13 protein-coding genes and 2 tRNA genes are annotated in these 15194 nt (G+C 38.3%); 11 read left to right on the top strand and 4 right to left on the bottom strand.

What is annotated here, in order from left to right:
- Positions 1 to 3 precede the first annotated feature (3 nt).
- From rlmD to CGC47_RS09925, 3 genes are all read left to right on the top strand, one after another.
- Entirely contained in the window at positions 4 to 1413 is a 1410-nt protein-coding gene (rlmD, locus tag CGC47_RS09935) for a 23S rRNA (uracil(1939)-C(5))-methyltransferase RlmD (protein WP_041988172.1), read from the top strand.
- A gap of 249 nt (positions 1414 to 1662) precedes the next feature.
- Positions 1663 to 2178 carry a DUF6452 family protein gene (locus CGC47_RS09930; RefSeq protein ID WP_042001513.1) on the top strand — a complete coding sequence of 172 codons (516 nt, stop codon included), beginning with the start codon at positions 1663 to 1665 and terminating at the stop codon, positions 2176 to 2178.
- Positions 2144 to 2893 (top strand): DUF6048 family protein, encoded by a 750-nt coding sequence (locus CGC47_RS09925; protein WP_095900302.1) that lies wholly within the window; start codon positions 2144 to 2146, stop codon positions 2891 to 2893. The genes CGC47_RS09930 and CGC47_RS09925 overlap by 35 nt, the downstream gene beginning before the upstream one ends.
- Before the next feature lie 4 nt (positions 2894 to 2897).
- On the opposite strand, the gene CGC47_RS09920 is transcribed toward CGC47_RS09925, so the two are convergent.
- The 4 genes from CGC47_RS09920 to CGC47_RS09905 form a co-directional block, all read right to left on the bottom strand.
- Positions 2898 to 3128: a hypothetical protein gene (locus tag CGC47_RS09920; RefSeq protein ID WP_013996720.1), complete on the bottom strand. Its 231-nt coding sequence runs from the start codon at positions 3126 to 3128 to the stop codon at positions 2898 to 2900.
- 10 nt (positions 3129 to 3138) lie between these two features.
- On the bottom strand, positions 3139 to 3705 hold the full coding sequence (locus tag CGC47_RS09915) for a phosphatase PAP2 family protein (protein ID WP_042001537.1): 567 nt from the start codon (positions 3703 to 3705) through the stop codon (positions 3139 to 3141).
- Complete coding sequence (locus CGC47_RS09910; RefSeq protein WP_041988180.1) at positions 3705 to 3977, bottom strand: Sec-independent protein translocase subunit TatA/TatB; 273 nt, start codon at positions 3975 to 3977, stop codon at positions 3705 to 3707. The genes CGC47_RS09915 and CGC47_RS09910 overlap by 1 nt, the downstream gene beginning before the upstream one ends.
- A gap of 125 nt (positions 3978 to 4102) precedes the next feature.
- Positions 4103 to 5284 carry a porin gene (locus CGC47_RS09905; RefSeq protein ID WP_052456171.1) on the bottom strand — a complete coding sequence of 394 codons (1182 nt, stop codon included), beginning with the start codon at positions 5282 to 5284 and terminating at the stop codon, positions 4103 to 4105.
- A 161-nt stretch (positions 5285 to 5445) separates the two neighbouring features.
- Here CGC47_RS09905 and argS point away from each other — a divergent pair, with 161 nt between their 5' ends.
- The 8 genes from argS to ilvA all read left to right on the top strand — a co-directional run bounded on the left by argS (position 5446) and on the right by ilvA (position 15188).
- Positions 5446 to 7233 carry an arginine--tRNA ligase gene (gene argS / locus CGC47_RS09900; protein ID WP_095900399.1) on the top strand — a complete coding sequence of 596 codons (1788 nt, stop codon included), beginning with the start codon at positions 5446 to 5448 and terminating at the stop codon, positions 7231 to 7233.
- Between the two features lie 120 nt (positions 7234 to 7353).
- Positions 7354 to 7426, top strand: a tRNA-Gly gene (locus CGC47_RS09895).
- A gap of 21 nt (positions 7427 to 7447) precedes the next feature.
- Positions 7448 to 7533, top strand: a tRNA-Leu gene (locus CGC47_RS09890).
- 421 nt (positions 7534 to 7954) lie between these two features.
- A complete protein-coding gene (ilvD, locus tag CGC47_RS09885; protein ID WP_042001507.1) occupies positions 7955 to 9637 on the top strand; it encodes a dihydroxy-acid dehydratase in 1683 nt (560 codons plus the stop codon).
- A gap of 182 nt (positions 9638 to 9819) precedes the next feature.
- On the top strand, positions 9820 to 11502 hold the full coding sequence (gene ilvB, locus CGC47_RS09880; RefSeq protein ID WP_042001504.1) for a biosynthetic-type acetolactate synthase large subunit: 1683 nt from the start codon (positions 9820 to 9822) through the stop codon (positions 11500 to 11502).
- 78 nt (positions 11503 to 11580) lie between these two features.
- Entirely contained in the window at positions 11581 to 12120 is a 540-nt protein-coding gene (gene ilvN, locus CGC47_RS09875; RefSeq protein ID WP_042001501.1) for an acetolactate synthase small subunit, read from the top strand.
- Positions 12121 to 12274: 154 nt separating this feature from the next.
- On the top strand, positions 12275 to 13744 hold the full coding sequence (gene ilvC, locus CGC47_RS09870) for a ketol-acid reductoisomerase (protein ID WP_042001498.1): 1470 nt from the start codon (positions 12275 to 12277) through the stop codon (positions 13742 to 13744).
- Between the two features lie 184 nt (positions 13745 to 13928).
- On the top strand, positions 13929 to 15188 hold the full coding sequence (gene ilvA, locus CGC47_RS09865; protein ID WP_095900398.1) for a threonine ammonia-lyase IlvA: 1260 nt from the start codon (positions 13929 to 13931) through the stop codon (positions 15186 to 15188).
- Positions 15189 to 15194: the final 6 nt, after the last annotated feature.

Below are 15194 nucleotides of genomic sequence, written 5' to 3'. Positions count from 1 at the left end.
CCAATGAAAAAGAAAAATCAGAAGTTAGTATTTGAAAATATAGAAGTCATCGATGCTGGGGCAAAGGGCAAAAGTGTAGCCAAAGCTCCTGACGGACGGGTTATTTTCCTGTCAGATGCTGTTCCAGGTGACGTAGTTGATGTGCAAACTACCAAAAAAAGAAACGCTTATTACGAAGGATTTGTAACAAAACTTCACAAATCATCAGAAAGGCGTACCGAACCCGTTTGCGAACATTTCGGGTATTGTGGGGGATGTAAATGGCAAAATATGAGCTACGAACATCAACTTTTTTACAAACAAAAAGAGGTTGAAAATAATCTCAAACGCTTAGGAAAAATAGAACTCCCTGAAATACAACCTATTTTAGGCTCGGAAAAAATCTATTTTTACCGCAATAAAATGGAATTTTCCTTTTCGGATACGCGTTGGCTTACGCCTGAAGAGATAAAAGATTCAGAAAGTATTGACAATCGCAACGGCTTAGGTTTTCACATTTCAGGGGCTTGGGATAAAATTCTTGACGTTAAAAAATGCCATCTACAAGCCGATCCTTCCAACGCCATACGCTTGGCGGTAAAGCAGTTCGCTTTGAAACACGAAATGCCTTTCTATAGCCCTCGTAATCAGTCAGGTTTCTTACGTTCGATGATGATACGAACTGCTTCCACTGGTGAGCTTATGGTGGTTATTCAGTTCTTTGAGGAAAATAAAACTCAACGGGAGTTGCTGCTCGATTTTCTGTCAGAAAAATTCCCGCAAATTACATCGCTTCAATATATTATCAATGGAAAAGCAAACGATTCTATTTACGATCAAGAAATTATTTGCTACAAAGGACGCGATTATATCTATGAGGAAATGGAAGGTTTGCGGTTTAAAATCAATGCTAAGTCCTTCTATCAGACTAATTCCGAACAGGCTTATGAACTTTACAAAGTGGCTCGTGATTTTGCCCAGCTAACGGGAAATGAATTGGTGTACGACCTTTACACCGGAACGGGCACTATTGCTCAATTCGTAGCAAAGAAAGCCCGAAAAGTAGTTGGCGTAGAGGCAGTTCCAGAAGCTATTGAAGATGCTAAAGTCAATGCCCAGAACAATAATATTACGAACGTAAGTTTTTTTGTGGGAGATATGAAAAACGTTTTCAATGAAGCGTTTATAGCTGAAAATGGAGTACCTGACCTTATCATTACCGACCCACCTCGCGACGGAATGCACAAGGACGTGGTACAACAAATCCTCAACATTGCTCCGCCTAAAGTGGTGTATGTGAGTTGTAATTCCGCTACACAAGCACGTGATTTGGCGTTGATGGACGCAATGTACAAGGTCACCAAAGTGCAACCTGTCGATATGTTTCCGCAGACGCACCACGTAGAAAATGTAGTACTTTTGGAAAAACGATAAGAGCCGAAAATACGTTCCAAACAGAAACGTACGTACACTTTAAAAAAGATTGACGTGCGTTTTTTTAGATTCTTATTCTAAGGTAATCTTATCTCTTGAAGTAATTTATGGGATATGGAGGGAATAAAGCATATTGAGAAATGCAATTCTCAGTACTAGTTTTATTTATGTTAGAACCTAAAAGCTACTGTGCTAATGCCTTGTATCTGATTTATTATGTGTATATTTACACGCAAAATTTGGCTTTCAATGAAAAAAAAATGGATTATAAGGATAGGAGCTTCGGTACTTTTGCTGATTTTTTCGGTGATAACAGCCTGTGAACCTGATGATTTATGCGAACACAAGGTAACTACGCCTCAACTCATACTACGACTTAAAGATACGGACAAGCCTACCAAAACAAAAGCAGCCGAAAAGCTATTGGTTTATGGTAAAGACCAAAAACAAATTTTGAGTTTTACCACTACCGACTCGTTGGCGTTACCGTTAAAAATTTCCGAACCTCAAACCACTTATCTTTTGGTGAAAGACGCTACTTTTGACGCCAATAGCGGAACCATTACCTCAGGAGAAATCGCTATCATAACTTTTTCCTACCAACCCGAAGAACAGTTCGTTAGCAAAGGATGTGGCTTTAAGGTAGTATATCATAATCTGAAAGTTGCTGTGGAAGACCCCACGAGTGTTTGGATAAAATCAGTCCGTATAAATAAAACAGATATTGAAGATGAAAAAAAAGCTCAAGTTACTATATATCATTAATTTATTCTGTTTTGCTTGGGCTTCGGCTCAGCAAACCAGTACCGTTGAATCGGAAAAAAACACCTACAAACAGCGTTACGGACTTCGCGTTGGAGCGGATTTGAGTAAACCTATTATAGCTTTACTAGATAAAAAGTATTGGGGGGTAGAGCTAATGGGCGATTATCGTATCAATTATTCTTTCTATGCCGCTGCCGAAATTGGCTCGGAGAAAAAAACAACTCAAACCGACTTTTTCTCCTTTACTACCAATGGGCAATTTCTAAAAATGGGAGTCGATTATAATACTTATGGCAATTGGTACGGTATGGAAAATATGATTTTTGTAGGAGGACGCTATGCCTTTTCACGCTTCTCACAGCAACTTGACAGCTATCATATCTACAAAAATCATCAGTATTGGCAAGAAAATACACAGGGAACCAACACAAAATGGCTGGGTGAGTATAACGGAAGAACCGCACATTGGTTAGAGTTCATCATCGGGATGAAGGTCGAATTACTTCAGAATCTGTATGCAGGCACTAGCATTCGCTTGGGTTTTCGTTTAGGGCATACCCAAAAAGGAGGTTTTCCAAATTACTGGATTCCAGGGTTTAACCGCGTCTGGGAAGGAAGTCGTTTTGGAATGAATTTCAACTATGGTATTACCTATTTAGTACCTTTCTACAAAAAGGAAAAAAGCAAAAGTAAAGAGCAAAAAGCCCAAAAATAAGGTATTACAACTCTTTCACGCCTTTTATAAAAATCCATTTCATAAGCAATTTATCGCCATCAGCCGTATTTACTACAGCAAAGCGAGGTGCAATAAGCAAACTAACAATTCCTGATATAATGGCTGCATACAGATATTTTATCGGAAACAAGTAATGTATGCCCATACGCAAGCCAATAAAAATAACTACAAAGCAGATAAAATTCAGCAAAAAAGCTTTTGTTTTTATATTCATATGATTAAAATTATTTTTCCAAAGGAATCATTTTATATTTTTGGCAGTACCATCGGTAATAGAATAAGGCTGTACCCACCCCAACAAGCATACCTACAAAAATATCCGAAGGAAAGTGAACCCCCAAATACATACGGCTAAAAGCATAAGGCAAGGGCCACAAAAATACCCAAAACACCCAACGTTTCTTTTGTCGAAACAGCAAGAAAACTATGGTAGCCACCGAAAAACTATTACACGAATGCCCTGAAAAGAAACTATATCCGTCTGCAGGAATCAAAAAACGTAAGTGAGGAGCAATACTAGGGTCGCTCAAAGGACGTAATCGCATAACCAATTCTTTGGTGATAGTCACTAAAAGCAAGGTTGTTGCCAAAGTAAGCAAAATGAAAAACATATTTCTAAAAGCTTTCTTTCTTTTAAACCAATAGAAATTCAGTAGCAGAAGCAGTAAAAAAAAGGGAATCCAATGCGAGGTATGAGTTACGAAAAGCCAAAAAACATCGAATTTCTCACTTCCCGAATTGTTAATGGCAATGAGCCAACTCGTATCGTATTGTAATATCTTTTCAAGCATTATCTTTGTCGTTTGACCCTACCAGAGGCATCTTCCAAACCTTCTTTAACTTGATTGATTTCATTTTGGATATCTTCTACCACAGAAGTATCAATACCACTTTTCTCGGCACTTTTACGAATTTCGCTTTTAATATCATTAGTCGCATCACGTAATTGACGCATACCTTTGCCTAATCCTCTTGCAATTTCTGGTATTTTATCGGCACCAAAAATCATCAAAACGACAAAAACAATAAAAAATATTTCGGAAGTACTTATAAACAAAAACATAAACTTGCTGTGAAATCGGATGCAAACCTACACAAAAATTAAACATTTTAAAAGGAAAGAAGTGATAAAGCTCAAAAAGAAACACTTAAAAGTATCCCTTACTTAAGCGTTTCTTTGAGCAGTAATTATATTCCAATTTCAATTTGGAAACGAGCATACCAATCGTCCTTTTTGGAAGTGTTGATATAATCGTTTTTGGTAACTTCAAATTGTATTTTAAAGGCGTGCTCCCAAATATATTTGGTTACCCCAAAAGAGAATTGGTTGTGCTTAGGGGCAAACGCACGGATATCCTTATGCGGGGTATTGTGAGAAAATCGACCGATAAATTCCCAATTGGAAGGGAATACATAACTCAATTGTGCATCGTATCCGTTTCCTGCCTGTACATAGTTTTTTTCTGAGGCATTTATCAGCGGACTATCAGTAGAACGACTCATATAAGCGGACATAAAAGCCCAACCGTCATATTTAAGCATCGCATCTAAAAAAACAGAAGTTAGGTTACGTGCTTCCAAAAGTTTGCTACCTTGTTGCCCTCGGCTACGTACAGCTTTGTCATTATGGTGGAAAGTTCCTCCTAAATAAAGTCTAGGTTTTTCTTCGCGTTTGAGGTCGCCTTCAAAGAACTCTCCATTTTTTTTGAATTTACCCAGCGGATACAATTCTAAACGTGCCGTGTAAGCAAGTCCTTTAGTTTTTCCAACAAAATCACGCCCCTCACCAGTGGTCAGCGCAGTCTTTATATTGTAACCGAAAGCGTCTTCTTTTTGCCGAGAATAAAACACTTGGAAACCAAAATCACGGTCGATGTTATACGCCGCATTGTTGATAGAGCGGTCTGTAAGGTCAAGTCCGCCCGAGGAGTTATTGCGTTGGCGGTTTCCGGGAAGTTTGGTTTGCCCAAATCCGAAAGTCCATCGGTTATCAGGTTTATAAAAAACAATCGCATCACGAATCACGTGAAGGTTTTCTCCGTTTTTTAAAGTACCTACATCTTCTGGAGAAAAAGCTAGTTGTATGGTGTACATAAATTGCGGAGCTCCCACATAGCCGTCAAAACGCAAACGCAATCGGCGTACCTTTGCCTCGTACTGGCTATCTTCAATATGCAACCGATTTTGCATTCTGAATCGGGTATTTAATTGAAAAAGGCTATCTGGCGATGTGATTCCTACCCCTTTACCAAAATTGTAGTAAGGAAGGGCATCTTCATAAACAAATTTTTCTTTGATTTTCTTCTTCTCTTGTGATGTAGCTAATATGGGTGATAATGCTACTATTAATAACAATATTTTTTTTAACATAATGGTAAAATATATTTTATAAACGCACCAAAGATAAGCCAAATTAGTTACACAAAAAAATATTGCGCTTTACCAAAACGTACAATTTGCAACCAATGAGGAAAATCACAGATTTGATTTCATTTTTTTTGTACTTTTGCCATCATTTTTTTGGAATCATTATGCGAAATTTACAAGAAATACTAAAACAACATACACAAAAAGCAAGTGAACAAATTTTTGGAGTTTCACTTGAAAACATTGAACTTCAACAGACTAAAAAAGAGTTTGAAGGCGACATTACCATTGTAATTTTCCCGATGTTACGTCAGATTAAAGGAAATCCTGAACAAATTGGACAACAAATCGGGACTTTTCTGAAAGAAAATGTAAAAGAGGTAGAGAGCTTCAATGTAATCAAAGGATTTTTGAATTTAGTAATTTCGGATTCTTATTACATTGATTTTCTGAAAAGTATAGAAAACGAAACCCATTTTGGCTTGGCTAAGCCCAATTCCAAAAAGACCATAATGGTTGAATATTCATCACCTAACACCAACAAACCCTTGCACTTGGGGCATATTCGCAATAACTTGTTAGGATATTCAGTCGCCGAAATTCTAAAAGCAGCCGGACATAAAGTATATAAAACTCAGATAATCAACGACCGAGGGATACATATCTGTAAATCAATGATTGCTTGGCAACGTTTTGGCAATGGCGAAACGCCTGAAAATTCAGGACTTAAAGGTGATAAACTTGTCGGGAATTACTATGTAGCTTTCGACAAAGCGTATAAATCTGAAATTGAGCAACTTATTTCAGAAGGAAAAACCAAAGAAGAAGCTGAAAAACAAGCTCCTATATTTTTGGAAGCACAAGAAATGCTTCGAAAATGGGAAGCCGGAGAAGAGCAAGTTATTTCCCTTTGGAAAAAAATGAATCAATGGGTTTACAACGGATTTTCAACTACTTACAAAAATTTAGGCGTCGATTTCGATTCGTACTACTACGAAAGTGACACATATTTATTAGGAAAAGACATCATCGAAGAAGGCTTACAAAAAGGCGTTTTCTTCAAGAAAGAAGACGGCTCGGTTTGGTGTGATTTAACCACTGATGGTTTGGATGAAAAATTGGTACTTCGCTCCGATGGAACTTCCGTGTACATCACCCAAGATATTGGTACCGCAACCCAACGCGTAAAAGATTATCCTGACGTAAAAGGAATGGTTTATACCGTTGGAAATGAGCAAGATTACCATTTCAAGGTTTTGTTTTTAATTCTAAAAAAATTAGGTTTTGATTGGGCTGAAAATCTATATCATTTGAGCTACGGAATGGTAGATTTACCAAGCGGAAAGATGAAAAGTCGTGAAGGAACTGTGGTCGATGCCGACGATTTAATTGCCGAAATGGAGCAAACAGCTGAAGAAATTTCGCAAGAATTAGGCAAATTGGACGGATACGATGATAATCAGAAGAAGGAATTGTACCACACCATCGGTTTGGGAGCTTTGAAATACTATATTTTGAAAGTTGACCCCAAAAAACGTATTCTTTTTGACCCGAAAGAATCTATTGACTTCCAAGGAAATACAGGTCCTTTTGTACAATACACTTATGCCCGAATTAAATCTATCTTACGGAAATACAATGAAATAGAAATCTCAAAATCAGAAAGTCTTTCAATTTCAGAATTACACCCTAAGGAGAAAACGCTTCTTAAAAATATGGCACTTTTCCCCGAAGTGGTGCAAAACGCAGCAGATTCGTACAGCCCTGCGGTCGTTGTCAATTATGTGTATGATTTGGTAAAAGATTTCAATTCTTTCTATCAGAATGTATCCATTTTGGGAGAGGAAAATGTAGCAAAAAGAGAGTTTCGGGTGTCGCTTTGTAAAAAAATAAGTGAGATTATTGCATCGGCTTTTGCAATGCTCGGGATACAAGTTCCTGAGAGAATGTAAAATGCTTTTCAGATAGAAAAATATTTTTCAAAAAAAAGAGAAAATATTTGCCAAGTAAAAAAATGTTGTTATCTTTGCACTCGCAATCGGTTAGGGGTTGCTTTTGAAAAATATTGTTTTGCGAAAATAGCTCAGTTGGTAGAGCGCAACCTTGCCAAGGTTGAGGTCGCGGGTTCGAACCCCGTTTTTCGCTCTTTTATTGCCTTAATAAGGGGCTCGGATGGTGGAATCGGTAGACACGCTGGACTTAAAATCCAGTGGGCAGCAATGCCTGTGCGGGTTCAAGTCCCGCTCCGAGTACAACAAAAAAATCGTAATGCTTTCATTATGAAAGTGTTGCGATTTTTTTTATTCAAACACATTCCGACTTGCTTATTACCAGTAATTTATATTCTTTAATCGTATATATTCTCTCAATTAAAATTACAAAATATATAAATAAGTTATTCAAGTTTCAAATAGAATAAAAACAAAAAATCAATCCTTTTCAAAATTTATTTTCAACAACAGTTGGAGTTTTAATATATTTTATTACTTTTGTCACTCGAAAAGTTGAAGAAGTGACAAAAATATATTTTTATAGCATTATTAGCCTTATTATTATCATCAATAACACCTATTGATGCGAGGCTTCGTATATAAAAACACAGAAAACCTGCATCAGAAATTAGATGCAGGTTTTTTTATTTTTAAAATTTGATTCAGAAATCATCATCAAAATATGGAATTAAATAAATACAGCAAACAAGTCACACAAGACGATACGCAACCTGCAGCACAAGCAATGCTACACGCTTTGGGGCTGACCGATGACGACCTAAAAAAACCTTTAGTAGGCATCGCAAGTACGGGTTACGAGGGAAATCCTTGTAATATGCATCTAAATGATTTAGCTTTGAAAATTAAAGAGGGCGTACAGCAATCGGGTTCTGTAGGATTGATTTTCAACACTATAGGAGTTTCAGACGGAATCTCAATGGGTACTTACGGAATGCGTTACTCTTTGGTTTCGAGAGATATTATCGCTGATTCTATCGAAACAGTAATTCAAGCAATGTGTTACGATGCACTCGTTACAGTGGTGGGGTGCGACAAAAATATGCCGGGAGCTTTAATGGCAATGCTCAGACTAAATCGACCTTCAATTTTGGTGTATGGCGGAACAATTGCCGCAGGTTGCCATAACGGGAAAAAACTCGATGTAGTTTCCGCTTTCGAGGCGTGGGGACAAAAAGTAGCAGGAATTATTGATGAAAAAGAATATAAGGAAGTAATACACAAAGCTTGTCCGGGCGAAGGAGCTTGTGGCGGAATGTACACTGCCAACACAATGGCTTCGGCCATTGAAGCATTGGGAATGAGTTTGCCTTACAACTCTTCAACTCCTGCCTCAGGTGATGCCAAAAGACAAGAATGCCTCAAAGTGGGTAAAGCGTTGCGTTATCTGCAAGAAAACGACATCAAACCTCGCGATATTGTCACGCAAAAATCCATCGAAAATGCTTTCCGATTGGTGGTTGCCTTGGGAGGCTCTACCAATGCCGTATTGCACTTTTTAGCCATTGCAAAAGCAGCTCAAATCCCGATGACTATTGATGATTTTGCCAAGCTGAGCGATTCCACACCTTTTATCGCAGACCTTAAACCAAGCGGAAAGTACGTTATGGAAGATTTACACCACATTGGCGGAATTCCTGCTGTGATGAAATATTTACTCGAAAAAGGATTACTTCACGGTGATTGCCTTACAGTTACAGGTAAAACAATAGCTGAAAATCTTGCAGATGTACCATCACTTTCTGAAAACCAAAATATTATATATCCGTTAGAAAAACCAATTAAAGAAACAGGACATATTCGTATTCTCTATGGAAATTTAGCTACCGAAGGAGCTGTAGCAAAAATTACGGGTAAAGAAGGACTTTCGTTTACCGGAAAAGCTAAAGTATATGAAGGTGAATTTCTTGCTAATGAGGGAATTGCCAAAGGAGAAGTTACCGAAGGCACAGTCGTAGTTATTCGTTATGAAGGGCCAAAAGGTGGACCAGGAATGCCCGAAATGTTAAAACCTACTTCAGCAATTATGGGGGCAGGTTTAGGTAAAAAAGTAGCACTCATCACCGATGGTCGATTTTCAGGGGGTTCACACGGATTTGTAGTGGGACACATTTCGCCCGAAGCACAAAACGGTGGCAACATTGCATTGGTACAAGATGGTGATTTGATTACCATTGATGCTGTAAAAAACACTATTGATGTACATCTCACCGAAGAAGAATTAGCTCAAAGACGAGCCAATTTCAGCCTCAAACCACTAAAAGATACTGCCAAACGAGGGGTCCTTTACAAATACGCTCGTACGGTAAGTTCCGCCTCACAAGGTTGTGTTACCGATGAATTTTAGTAGAGAGCCTCAACTCATAATTAATCAGATGTAAATTAATCAACAAAATTTTTTCGTTATGTTATAAAAAGTATGATGATAATTTTTAATATCAGGCTGAACGAAATCGCTTATTTTCCGTATCATACTTTTCTATATTTTTAAAATAAATAATTCATTAAATATCAAATCTTTAAATAAATATGATAGGAGCAGAAGTTTTAATCAAATGTTTGTTAGCTGAAGGGGTCGATTTAGCTTTCGGTTACCCCGGCGGGGCGATAATGCCCGTTTATGACGAACTTTACAAATATCAAAATCAGTTGAAACACATCCTCACTCGCCACGAGCAAGGAGCTATCCACGCCGCACAAGGCTACGCAAGAGCTACAGGAAAAGTAGGTGTGGTTTTTGCCACATCAGGACCCGGAGCAACCAACATCATCACAGGAATTGCCGATGCCCAAATCGATTCCACGCCGTTGGTGTGCATCACAGGTCAGGTAGCAAAGCACCTCTTAGGAACAGATGCCTTTCAGGAAACAGACATCATCGGAATTTCTACCCCCGTAACCAAATGGAATTTCCAAATCACGGAAGTAGAAGAAATACCCGAAGCAATCGCCAAAGCCTTTTACATTGCCCGTTCGGGAAGACCCGGACCTGTACTTATCGACATCGTAAAAAGTGCTCAGTTCGACCAAGTTGCTCAGTTCGACTATAAGAAATGTACTCGAATGCGAAGCTATAATCCTGTACCTGAAATAGATGATTCAAAATTGGCTGAAGCCGCACAAATCATCAATCAAGCACAAAAACCCTATGTCGTTTTCGGACAAGGAATCATTTTAGGTCAAGCTGAAAACGAGCTAAAATCCTTTTTAGAAAAGACCGATATACCCGCAGCAGCGACCATTTTAGGACTTTCGGCATTGCCCACCGAACACCCCAATTATGTGGGAATGGTAGGTATGCACGGCAACTACGCTCCTAATGTAATGACCAATACGTGTGACGTACTCATCGCTTTGGGAATGCGTTTTGATGACCGCGTAACGGGCGATTTAAGCAGATACGCCAAACAAGCGAAGGTATTACATTTTGACATTGACCCTGCGGAAATCAACAAAAACGTAAAGGCTGATGTCGCCATATTGGGCAATGTAAAAGAGGCTTTACAGAAAATACTTCCGTTAGTAGAACAGAAAAAACATACAACGTGGCGAGAAGAATTCAAAAAATACGACAAAGAAGAATATGATTCCGTTATTAAAAACGAATTATATCCTGAAAAAGAGGGACTTACAATGGGAGAAGTTTTAGAATTGATAAATAAATGTTCTAATCACGAAGCGGTTATTGTTTCCGATGTGGGGCAACATCAGATGATGGCTTGTCGTTATGCGAAATTTAAAAATTCACGCAGTAAAATCACTTCGGGAGGATTGGGCACAATGGGATTTGCCTTACCGGCAGCCATCGGGGCAAAAATAGGAGTTCCTGAAAAACAAGTGGTTGCAGTAATTGGCGATGGTGGCTTTCAAATGACCATTCAAGAGTTAGGAACGATTTTTCAGTCGCAAATTCCTGTGAAAATTGTAGTTTTAAACAACGAATTTTTAGGAATGGTTCGTCAGTGGCAAGAACTATTTTTTGACCGTCGATATGCTTCTACCGAAATGATAAATCCTGATTTTATTAAAATTGCAGAAGGGTATCACATTCAATCGCGATTGGTTAGCAAACGCAGTGATTTGGAAGATGCTGTTAAAGAAATGCTCAATTTCGACAAGGCTTATTTCTTGGAAATTCGTGTCGAGAAAGAAAACAACGTTTTCCCGATGGTACCCACAGGAGCTTCAGTTTCGGAAGTGAGGCTGAAATAAAAAAGCAACAAAAGAAGTTCAATCAACAATAAAACCTTGAACCTGAAACTTTAAAACCTCAAACGTAAAATTGTAAATATGGAACAAAAAACATACACCATCACCATATATTCGGAAAATCAGCTTGGGCTACTCAACAGAGTGACGGGGATTTTCCTCAGAAGACATATTGATATGGAAAGCATCAATGTGTCAGCATCGGAAATTGACAATGTATTTCGGATGATTATTGTGACTCATACCACTCAAAAATGGGTAGAACATTTGGTTCAACAGATTGAAAAACAGATAGAAATCATCAAAGTATTTTATCATACCGATGAAGAAATCATTTCCCTTGAAAATTCGCTTTTCAAGATGCCAACGGCTTCCCTTTTTGATGAAGAAACTCCCATTCAAACTATAATTCAACGATATAATGCTAATATTGTTGCTGTTTATAAACATTTTTATGTAATTTCAAAAACAGGCTCACGAGAGTCCATCGCAGCACTTTATCAGGAGCTGAAACCTTACGGAATTATGCAATTTTCAGGCTCGGCACGAATTGCTATTTCAAAATCGGAAATGAAAGTATCTCCCTTGCTCAACAAATATGAGGTAGATAACCAAAAATAGTAGAGTATGATGTAAGAAAACAGTTTTTTCAAGTTGAGTAAAATCAAATCTTTAATTCCAAGAACTTTAATTTTATTCGGTTTGACACCAAAAGTTATCATCATATTTTTAAGAACACAATCCATATAAATCTTTAAATTAAATCGGAAGAACAATGAAAAATTATTTTAATACCCTAAATTTCAGAGAAAAATTAGCACAATTAGGCGTTTGCGAATTATTACAGAAAAGCGATTTCAGTCAAGGAGTTGAAGCCTTAAAAGGAAAAAAAATTGTTATCGTGGGAGCAGGGGCCCAAGGGCTTAATCAAGGGTTGAATATGCGTGATTCGGGTTTGAATGTTTCCTACGCTTTGCGTGAATGTGCCATCGCCGAAAAACGCCCTTCGTACACCAATACCGTCGCTAACGGCTTTCAAGTAGGCACTTTTGAAGAGCTTATTCCTACGGCAGATTTGGTATGTAATTTAACCCCCGACAAGCAACATACTTCCGTGATTAACAGAATTATGCCTTTGATGAAGCAAGGAGCGACTTTATCCTACTCACACGGATTCAACATCGTGGAGGAGGGTATCGAAATCCGTAAAGATATTACCGTGATTATGGTAGCTCCAAAATCGCCAGGTTCGGAAGTGCGTGAGGAATACAAACGTGGATTTGGTGTACCAACTTTGATTGCCGTTCATCCCGAAAACGACCCTGAGAACAAAGGTTTTGAGTGGGCAAAAGCCTACGCAGCAGCTTTAGGAAGTGACACTGCCGGAGTACTACGTTCATCGTTTGTGGCGGAAGTAAAATCGGATTTGATGGGCGAACAAACCATTCTGTGCGGACTTTTACAAACAGGTTCGATATTGGCTTTCAATAAGATGAAACGCGAAGGAGTTGCCCCTGAATACGCCGCCAAACTCATTCAATACGGTTGGGAATCCATTACCGAAGCCTTAAAACACGGCGGAATTACCAATATGATGAATCGTCTATCGAATCCTGCCAAAGTAAGAGCATTTGCCATTTCCGAAGATTTGAAAAAGATGATGCGTCCGCTCTTCGAAAAGCATATGGATGATATTTTAAGCGGACATTTTTCAAAAACGATGATGGAAGATTGGGCAAACAACGACAAAAACCTGCTTACGTGGCGTTCCGCTACGGCTGAAACCGGTTTTGAGAAAACTCCTACCACTACCGAAGCTATTGAAGAGCAAACCTATTTTGACTACGGAACATTATTGGTAGCGATGGTAAAATCGGGGGTGGAGTTGGCTTTTGAAGTAATGACCGAATCAGGCATAAAAGCCGAATCAGCATATTATGAATCACTACACGAATTGCCTCTGATTGCCAACACTATAGCTCGTAAAAAATTGTATGAAATGAATAAAACCATTTCCGACACCGCCGAATACGGCTGCTATTTGTTTGAACACGAATGCCGACCGCTCATTGCTGCCTATATCGACGGATTAGAAAACAATGTAATCGGGAGTCATTTCACTGTCTCAAACCAAATCGACAATATTGATTTAATTCAAGTGAACAAATCCATAGCCTCACACCCCATTGAAGTAATTGGAGCACATTTAAGGGCTTATATGACTGATATGAAGCGAATAAAATAGTTTAAATTTAATCATTTATTTTCATATTTATACTTTTGTCTTGAAACATAACAATAAAAAAATAGTACGTTACACCAAAAATTCAGAACTATAAATACGTCAATCATAAGAACAATTGTACCGAGAAAAAGATAAATGTTTCATCAAAGAAAAACAAAATAACTTAGGAAAATTAAGGAAATATATGGAGGTAACAACATACATACCACAAGTTCAAGAAGTACAAAAAGCAATGCTACGGATAAAATCTGTGATAAATACCACACCGCTTTCAAAAAGTGTGCGATTAAGCAATTTATTCGAAGCGGAAATTTATTTTAAAAGAGAAGATTTACAACAAGTACGTTCCTATAAAATTCGAGGAGCGTACAACAAAATCAGCTCCCTTTCCGAGCAAGACAAACAACAAGGAATCGTCTGTGCGAGTGCCGGAAATCACGCACAAGGTGTGGCACTTTCTTGCCAAATATTAAATATCAAAGGTGATATTTATATGCCTGTAACTACTCCACAACAAAAAATCGAACAAGTACAAATGTTTGGCGGAGAGAATGTTACCATAGTTTTGGAAGGTGACACTTTTGATGATTCCAACAATGCCGCAATAAAATTTGCAACAGAAAACGCAAAAACGTTCGTCCCTCCTTTTGACGATGAAAAAGTCATTGAAGGACAAGCCACTATCGGACTAGAAATTCTCGACCAAGCCAACGAACCGATTGATTATGTGTTTGTTCCCATAGGTGGTGGCGGACTTTCAGCAGGGCTTTCTTCCGTATTTAAAACGCTTTCTCCACAAACAAAAATCATTGGAGTTGAACCCTTAGGTGCCCCCTCAATGAAAGAAGCATTAAAAGCAGGAAAACCTGTGGAACTCACTGAAATCGACAAGTTTGTAGATGGTGCTTCGGTAAAGAAAGTGGGCAGTTTAAATTTTGAAATCTGTAATCGATTTTTAGATGATGTTGTACTTGTCCCCGAGGGGAAAGTATGTCAAACCATTTTGGATTTGTACAACCGCGATGCTATTGTGGTGGAACCTGCTGGGGCGTTATCAATTTCCGCTCTGGATTTCTATAAAGAAAAAATTAAGGGTAAAAAAGTGGTTTGTGTTATCAGCGGAAGCAATAATGACATCACTCGAACGGCAGAAATTAAGGAACGCGCCTTGCTTTATGCCAATTTAAAGCATTATTTCATCGTTCGATTTCCGCAACGTGCCGGTGCATTGAAAGAATTTGTGGTTGAAATCCTCGGAAAAACAGATGATATTACCTATTTTGAGTACTCCAAAAAGCATAATCGCGAAAACGGACCTGCCGTAGTAGGTATCGAACTCAAAAATGAGACTGACCTCCAACCACTTATCGACCGGATGAAACAACGCAACTTCTATGGGGATTACCTGAACAACAAACCCGATTTATTCCAGTTTTTAGTGTGATTTAAT

The organism is Capnocytophaga canimorsus, from assembly GCF_002302565.1.
GTDB classification, from domain to species: domain Bacteria; phylum Bacteroidota; class Bacteroidia; order Flavobacteriales; family Flavobacteriaceae; genus Capnocytophaga; species Capnocytophaga canimorsus.
The sequence above is the reverse complement of the archived record's forward strand: the minus strand, read 5'-3'. Positions and strand labels throughout refer to the sequence as shown.